Consider the following 7,801-nt stretch of genomic DNA (forward strand, 5'->3'; position numbering starts at 1 on the left):
CCTCGCCCAGCAACGGCAGCGCCGACACCGGCGCCGCATCGTCGTCGGCCATCGCTGTCAGCAAGCGCTGCCAGTAGTCCGCGTAACGCGCCACGGTTGCTCGATCGAACAGCGCGGTCGCGTAGTTCAGGCCACCCTCGATACCCTGCGCGGTTTCGCGCAAGCCAAGGGTCAGATCGAACTGCGCCGTGCGCAGCACCGTGGCAACGGCCGTCGCTTCGATGCCCGGCAACGACAACTGGCCTTCGTCCTGTGTCTGCCAAGCCAGCAGCGTTTGGAACACCGGTGTATGCGATGGATTGCGCGGCGGCTTGACCGCTTCGACCACTTGATCGAACGGCAGATCCTGATGCGACTGTGCCTCGAGCACGCAACCGCGTGTGCGCGCCAGCAACTCGGCGACCGTCGGCGTGCCGGCCAGATCGATGCGCAACGCCAGCGTGTTGACGAAGAAACCGATCAGCGGCTCGATTTCCACGCGGTTGCGACCTGCGACCGGGCTGCCGATCACCACCTCGTCCTGACCGGATAGACGGCCGAGCACTGCGGCCCAACTCGCAAGCAGGGTCATGTACAAGGTCGCACCGTGGCGGTGGCTCAGCGCCCTCAGCCGCGCGGTCAGATCCGCATCCAGACTGAGCTCGAGCGCGGCTCCAGAGAAATCCTGATGCGACGGACGCGGACGGTCGGTCGGCAGTTCCAGCAAAGCGGGCGCGCCGCTCAATGCCTCACGCCAATACGCGACCTGGCGTTGTGACTGGCCGTCCGCCAGCCATTGCCGCTGCCATTGCGCGTAGTCGACGTATTGCACCGGCAACGGCGGCAGCGGATCGCGATCGCCCTGCAGTTTCGCGACATAGAGGCGGCTCAGCTCTTCCAGCATCACGCCGATCGACCAGCCGTCGGAGATGATGTGGTGCATCACCACCGCCAGTCCGAAATCGTTCTCGCCCAGCTGCGCCACCTGCACGCGCAGCAGCGGATCGTGCTCCAGATCGAAGGCCTGCGCGAACAAGGCCTCGTTGAGTGTCGAATTCGCCGCTTCGACATCGTCGTGACCGCGCAGATCGCGCACGCGCAGATCGGCCGCAGCGTGCGCCGCCACCTGCTGCATCGGCTGCCCGTCGACCAACACGAATCGCGTCCGCAGCACGTCATGCCGCGCCACAACCTGATCGAGCGCATGCGACAGCGCGGCCAGATCCAGCGCGCCACGCAGACGCTGCGCGCCCGACAAGTGATAGGCGGCGCTCGCGCCGTCGATCTGGCTCAGAAACCACAGACGCCGTTGTGCCTGCGACAAGGGCATGAACGCCTGCCGTGCCGCCGGCAGAATTGCCGATTGATCCGAGCGCCGCCCCGCCGCGACGTGCGCGGCCAGCCGCGACAGGGTCGGCAACTCGAACAGCTCGCGCATCGACAAGTCGACATCGAACGTCTTGCGCACCCGCGACGCCAATTGCACGGCCAACAGCGAATGTCCGCCGAGCTCGAAGAAATCGTCGAAGCGGCTGATCGCCTCGACCGCCAGCAACTCGGCCCAGATCACCGCCAGGCCTCGCTCGGTCTCGCTTTGCGGCGCCTCGAAAGCGCGTCGCGCATATGCAGAGTCGTCCGGCGCCGGCAATGCCTTGCGATCGAGCTTGCCGTTCGGCGTCAGCGGCCATGCAGGCAATCGCACGAACGCCGACGGCAGCATGTACTCCGGCAAGCGCTTGGCCAGATGCTCGCGCACCGAGGCGATGTCCAGCGTCTCGTCGGCCAGGCAGTAAGCGACCAGACGCTTCCCGCCAGCCGCATCCTCGCGCGCCAGCACGACCGCTTCGCGAACCCCCAGGCTTTCGACCAGCTTGGATTCGACCTCGCCCAGCTCGATGCGGAAGCCGCGGATCTTCACCTGGAAGTCGTTGCGACCCAGCAAAGTGACTTTGCCCTCATCCGACCAACGGCCCAGATCGCCGGTGCAATACATCCGCGCGGCGGGATCGGCCGCGAACGGATCGCAGACGAAGCGCTCGGCCGTAAGCTCGGGTTGGCCCAGGTAGCCGCGCGCCACGCCCGCACCGGCGATCCAGATCTCGCCGGCTACGCCGATCGGCACCGGCGCACCGGCCGTGTCCAGCACATAGACCTGCGTGTTGCCGACCGGGCCGCCGATATCGCCGACAAAGCCGCTGTCGCGCGTCATCGTGGTCCAGGTCGAATAGGTCGTCGTCTCCGACGGCCCGTACAGATTGCACAGACGTTCGACGTTGGCGCTGGCCAGGATGCGTTCCGCCAGCGAACGCTTGAGCGCCTCGCCTGCCACATTGACCACGCGCACGCTGGGCGGAATGGCCTGCGCACGGGTCAACTCGGCCATTGCCGAGGGGACGGTGTTAATCAGCGTCACCGGGTGCGCGGCGTCCAACAACGTCAGCGCATTCGCGACCAAGGTCACGGTGCCGCCGACAGACAGCGGTGCACCGTACTCGAACAACGACAGATCGAAATTGATCGAGGTCGAGAACAGGCAGTTGCTCAGGTCGTGCGCGCTGAACGCCCCCGTGGCCCAGCTGAGGAAGTTCACCGCGTTGCGATGCTCGATCGCCACGCCCTTGGGCCGTCCGGTCGAGCCGGAAGTGTAGATCAGGTAGGCGAGATTCGACGAGCGCAAACCAGCGACCGCGACGTTCTCATCGGAGGCGTTTTCCCACTGTGCCGCGTCGGTGTCGATATCCACGATCACCGGCGAGGATGTGTTTTCGGCGCGGTCCAATGCCTGTGCCAACACCGGCAGGCCCACCGCATCGGCAAGCACCACGCGCGGCGTCGCATCGTCGAGGATCTGCGCCAGGCGATCCGGCGGATACGCCGGATCCAGGGGCACATACGCCCCGCCCGACTTCAACGTCGCCAGCAACGCCACCATCATCCCGGCATTGCGTTCCAGGCACAGACCAACCCGATCGTCGGGGGCAACGCCCAGGCTGCGCAAATGCCGGCTCAAACGATTCGCGCGGCGATTCAGCTCGTCGTAACTGAGCCGCTCCTCGCCCGCCACCAAGGCAATCGCGTCAGGCGTACGTTGCGCCTGCGCTTCGAACAAATCGTGCAGGCAAGCCTCACGCGGGTACGCCAATGCCGTCGCGTTCCATTCCGACAGCATCCGAGCGCTCTCGGCGGCGCCCAACAAGGGCAAGCGCGCGACGAAGGCCTCGCCGTCGGCGGCCATGGCGTGCAGCAAGCGCTGCCAGTATTCGGCGTAGCGCGATACCGTTTCCGCATCGAACAACGAGGTCATATAGCCGAGCGCGCCCTCGATAGCGCTGCCGGTATCGCGCAGATCGAGAATCAGCTCGAACGGCGCGGTCGTCGTCGCCAGTGCCTGCTCGGCGACGTCGATGCCGGCCAGATGCAAGCGGCCCTCGGCCTGGCTCTGCCAAGCCAGCATCACCTGGAAGACCGGCGAATGCGCGGTGCTGCGCGGCGGCTTCACCGCTTCGACGATCCGATCGAATGGCAGATCCTGGTGCGCCTGTGCGTCGAGCACCTGGGCTCGCGTGCGCGACAACAGTTCGGCCACGGTCGGCTCGCCGCTCAAGTCGATGCGCAGCGGCAGCGTGTTGACGAAGAAGCCGATCAACGGTTCGATCTCGGTGCGAGCGCGGCCTGCGACCGGGCTGCCGATCACGACCTCGTCCTGCCCCGACAAGCGGCTCAACACCGCCGCCCAACTCGCGAGCAGGGTCATGTACAGGGTCGTGCCGTAACGCTGGCTCAGCCTCTTCAGACCCATGTAGAGCGTTTCGTCCAGATGCAGGCCGATGGCCGCGCCGGCGAAATCCTGATGCGGCGCGCGTGCACGATCGGTCGGCAGCTCGAGCAGGGTCGGCGCACCGGCCAGGGTTTCGCGCCAGTACTTCGCCTGCCGCTCGGCCGGACCGCCGGCCAGCCACTGCCATTGCCATTGGGCATAATCGATGTACTGCACGGGCAACGGCGCCGGCGATTGCGCCGCGGCTCCGACTTCCAAGGCATAGAACGCGCCGAGTTCGTCGAGCAACACACCGATCGACCAACCGTCGGAGACGATGTGGTGCAGCACCGCGTGCAAGGCATGGACGTCGTGCGCGATCTGCACCAATTGCATGCGGATCGGCAGTGCCGCACCCAGATCGAAGGGCTGCGCGAGGAAGGCGGTGCCGAGCGCTTGGCTGGCGCCCTCGGGATCTTGCGCGGCCCGCACGTCTTCCAAGCGCAGATCGAACGCATCTGCGCCGACGAACTGCTGCATCGGCTCGCCTTCTACCAGCACAAAGCGTGTCCGCAGGATCTCATGTCGCTCGACGATGCGCCGCAGCGCCCGCGCCAGCGCGCCGCGATCTAATGCACCGATGAGGCGAAGAGCGCCGGCCGAGTGATAAGCGGCGCTTGCGCCGTCGACTTGGGTCAGGAACCACAGACGTTGCTGTGCCGGCGACAGCGGCATGTATGACTGGCGCTGCACGATCTCGATCGCCGTTGTCACCGACGAGGTCGCGAGCGATACGCGTTCGGCCAGGCGTGCGAGTTCGGAGGCTTCGAACACGTCGCGCAGGTTCAGCTCGACATCGAGCGCATCGCGCACACGCGTCGCCAGCTGCACCGCGAGTAGCGAATGGCCGCCGAGTTCGAAGAAGTCGTCGAAGCGGCCGACCCGGTCGAGCTTCAGCAGCTCGATCCAGATCTTCGCGAGAGTGGCTTCCACATGTCCTTGCGGCGCCGCATGGCCGCGGCGCGCATAGGCCGCGCCGTCCGGCGCTGGCAAGGCCTTGCGATCCAGCTTGCCGTTCGGCGTGAGCGGTAGCGACGGCAGAATGACGAACGCGCTGGGGACCATGTACTCGGGCAGCTGCACCAACAGCCGAGCGCGCAGGTCGGCGACGGCCGTGGAAGACTCGACCGACATGGTCAGGTAGGCTACCAACCGCTTCTCGCCCGCCACGTCCTCGCGGGCCAGCACCACCGCCTCGCGCACGTGCTCGCATTCGGCGAGCTTGGCTTCGATCTCGCCGAGTTCGATGCGGAAGCCGCGAATCTTCACCTGGAAGTCGTTGCGTCCGAGATACTCGACGCTGCCGTCTGGCAACCAACGCGCCAGGTCGCCACTGCGGTACAGGCGTGCCCGTGGATCCCGCGAGTAGGGATCGGCGATGAAACGTTCTGCGGTGAGCTCCGCGCGGTTGCGATAGCCGCGGCCGACTTGCACACCGCCGATATGCAATTCGCCGGCGACGCCGACCGGAACCGGCTCGCCGTGCGCGTCGAGCAGATAGACCGCGGTGTTGGCGACCGGCTTGCCGATCGGCACGATGCCGGCATGCGCGTCGTCGACACACCGCCAGTAGGTGACGTCGACGGCGGCCTCGGTCGGCCCGTACAGATTGTGCAACTGCGCGTGCGGCAATGCGGCACGGAAGCGTTGCTGCAAGGCATAGGGCAAGGCTTCACCGCTGCACTTGACGTGACGCAGCGAACCGCAGCGCGCCAGATCGCTCTGCGTCAGAAAGGCCTGCAGCATCGAGGGCACGAAGTGCATCACGGTAATGCCGCAGTGCTCGATCATCTCGACCAGGTACGCTGGGTCCTGGTGGCCGCCGGGCCGGGCCAGGGTCACGCGCGCGCCAGCCAGCAACGGCAGGAAGAACTCCCATACCGACACGTCGAAGCCGAAGGTGGTCTTCTGCAGAACGCGATCGCTTGCGTCGAGCCCGAACTGATCCTGCGCCCACAGCAAACGATTGACCACGCCGCGATGTTCGTTCATCGCCCCCTTGGGCAGGCCGGTCGAACCCGAGGTATAGATCATGTAGGCCAGGTGCGACCCGCTCACCGCGACCGACGGATTCGCATCGCTATGCGACTGCGTCGACATCAGATCGAGATCGAGCACGGGGAACGGCGCTTCGGACGCTGCGGCCAGCGCAGCGATCGTCTGCGTCAACTGACCATGGCTCAGCGCCGCTTTCGGCGCGCAATCGTCCAGCATGTGGCGCAGACGATGGTGCGGATACGAAGGATCGATCGGCACATAGGCCGCGCCGGATTTGAGGATCGCCAGCAGGCCGACCACCATGTCCAGGCTGCGTTCCATGCAGATCGCGATGCGATCCTCCGCGGCCACGCCCATCGCGATCAGATGATGGGCAAGGCGGTTGGCGCGGCGGTTCAATTCGGCATAGCTCAGCGCATTGCCTCCGGCGCCGTCCTCGTAACTCAGCGCGATCGCATCTGGGCTGCGTTGCGCCTGCGCCTCGAACAGCGCATGCACGGTGGTGTCTGGATAGCTGCGCTCGGTCGCGTTCCACTCATTCAGCAAGCGGTGGCGTTCGGCGGCGCCGAGCAACGGCAGGCGCGCCATCGCCGCGGTGTCATCCTGGGTCATGCCGGCCAGCAGACGCCGCCAATAGCCGAAGTAACGTGCGACTGTCGTTTCGTCAAACAAGGACGTCATGTAGCTCAGCGCGCCGACGATCTCCTCGCCCTGCTCGCGCAAGTTCAGGATCAATTCGAACTGGGCGTTGCTCGCTTCCTGTTCCAGGCTCTCGGTGGCCACGCCAGGCATCGACAGCCGCGCTTCGTTCTGGTTCTGCCATGCCAGCATCACCTGGAAGATCGGCGTGTGCGCGGTGCTACGCACCGGCTTGGTCACTTCCACCACGTGGTCGAACGGCAGGTCCTGATGCGATTGCGCGTCGAGTACGCGACGGCGTGTGCGGGTCAGCAGTTCCGCCACCGTGGGCTCGCCGCCCAGTTCGATACGCAGCGCGAGGGTATTGACGAAGAAGCCGACCAGCGGCTCGATCTCGGCCCGGTTGCGGCCGGCCATCGGGCTGCCGATCACCACTTCGTCTTGGCCGGACAGACGGCTCAGCAGCGCCGCCCAGCTCGCCAGCAGGGTCATGTAGAGCGTGACGCCGTGGCGTTGGCTCAGCGCTTTGAGCTGCGCAGTCAGGGTCGCATCGAGTACGACGTCCAGCGCGCTGCCGGCGAAGCTCTGATACGGCGGACGCGGGCGATCGGTCGGCACTTCCAGCAAGGTCGGCGCGCCGGCGAGGGCTTCGCGCCAATACGTGACCTGACGCTCCAGCTGGCCGTCGGCCAGCCACTGCCGTTGCCATTGCGCATAGTCGATGTACTGGATCGGCAACGGCGGCAAGGGATCGGCCGCACCTTCGACCTCGGCGGTATACAGGCGACTGAGTTCTTCCAGCATGACGCCGATCGACCAACCGTCGGAGACGATGTGATGCACCACCACGTACAATCCGTAATCCTCGTCCTCCAGTTGCATGAGCATCACCCGAAGCGGCGGATCGGCGCTCAGGTCGAACGGTTCCGCGTACAGCGCTTCGCCTCGGGCGGTGCGCAAGGCTTCGCGATTGTGTTCGCCGCGCAGGTCCTCGAAGCGCAGTCGCACGCTCGCGCTGGCGTCGACCCGTTGCATCGGCTGGCCGTCGACCAGCACGAAGCGCGTGCGCAGCGATTCATGGCGCGCGACGACGCGTTGCAAGGAGCGCTCCAGCGCCGCCACGTCCAAGCGGCCGGTCAAGCGCAATGCGCCCGCCGTGTGATAGGCGGCGCTGGCGCCGTCGAGCTGGGTCAGGAACCACAAGCGTTGCTGTGCCAACGACAGTGGCATGTGGGTACGACGCTCGGCCACGGCGATCGCGGTCAGTCGCGCGGCTTCTCCAGTCGCCAGACGCTGCGCCAGTTGCGACAGCACCGGCGCTTCGAACACCCACCGCAGCGGCAGTTCCACGCCCAGGGTCTGGCGCAC

General features: G+C 66.2%; 1 protein-coding gene. It reads right to left on the reverse strand.

The features are described 5' to 3' along the window. Positions 1–7,783: amino acid adenylation domain-containing protein (locus H9658_RS22725; protein WP_191827040.1), on the reverse strand; the 7,783-nt coding region annotated here is incomplete at its 3' end. Between the last annotated feature and the right edge of the window lie 18 nt (positions 7,784–7,801).

It is taken from the genome of Xanthomonas bonasiae (assembly GCF_014836395.1).
GTDB lineage: Bacteria > Pseudomonadota > Gammaproteobacteria > Xanthomonadales > Xanthomonadaceae > Xanthomonas_A > Xanthomonas_A bonasiae.